Genomic DNA, 606 nt, shown 5'->3' with positions numbered 1-606 from the left:
GCCAAGGGGTGGGTGTGCTCATGACGCCCGAACTGAAAGGCCAACATGACGTCGATCTTCGCATCGGGTCAGCGGGCGCGGCTGCGCCATGGTTGTGCGTGGCCCTTGCCTCGGCTCACGCGCTGGCCTCCGGGCAGAAGCAATTGCTGAGCATCGCCGACGCTGACGCCATGACACTGGCGGTCGTCGGCCCACGAACTTGAGACCGGTTTCCCTTATGCGATTGAATTACACGCTGGTAGCCCTCTGCGCGGTGCTCGCCGCTGCCGGACTGTTCGTGCTCGGCAAGGGCGAAGTCCTGGGCCTGACGACCTCAGCGCAGCAGCTGCTCGCCATCTGCGGCCTCGTGATCTTTTTTCTGCTCGCGGTCCTCGTACAGGTCACGCTCGTCAGGCGCGCTAGCCGGAAGGCTGCGATGCGCGATGTCGGCTCGGCTGAACTCGGCCCGCCATCCGAGGATGTTGCGCAAGTTGGCGAGCCATTGAGCCGCTTGCGCAGTCAACTGCAAGGGATCCATGGCCGGCGTTGGCGGTACCGTCAGCCCTGGCTACTGGTGACCGGCGATGACACGACGATCGGCCGACTGCTGCCGGCACTGGTTGAGAC

General features: G+C 64.9%; 2 pseudogenes. Both read left to right on the top strand.

The features are described 5' to 3' along the window. Positions 1-203 (top strand): annotated as a pseudogene (locus AB4Z27_RS29315) (hypothetical protein); the annotation flags it as partial. 14 nt (positions 204-217) lie between these two features. Then, positions 218-606 (top strand): annotated as a pseudogene (locus tag AB4Z27_RS29310) (hypothetical protein); the annotation flags it as partial.

The sequence above is a fragment of the Cupriavidus sp. KB_39 genome, assembly GCF_052114485.1.
Lineage (GTDB): Bacteria > Pseudomonadota > Gammaproteobacteria > Burkholderiales > Burkholderiaceae > Cupriavidus.
This window is presented reverse-complemented; position numbering and strand designations above follow the sequence as displayed.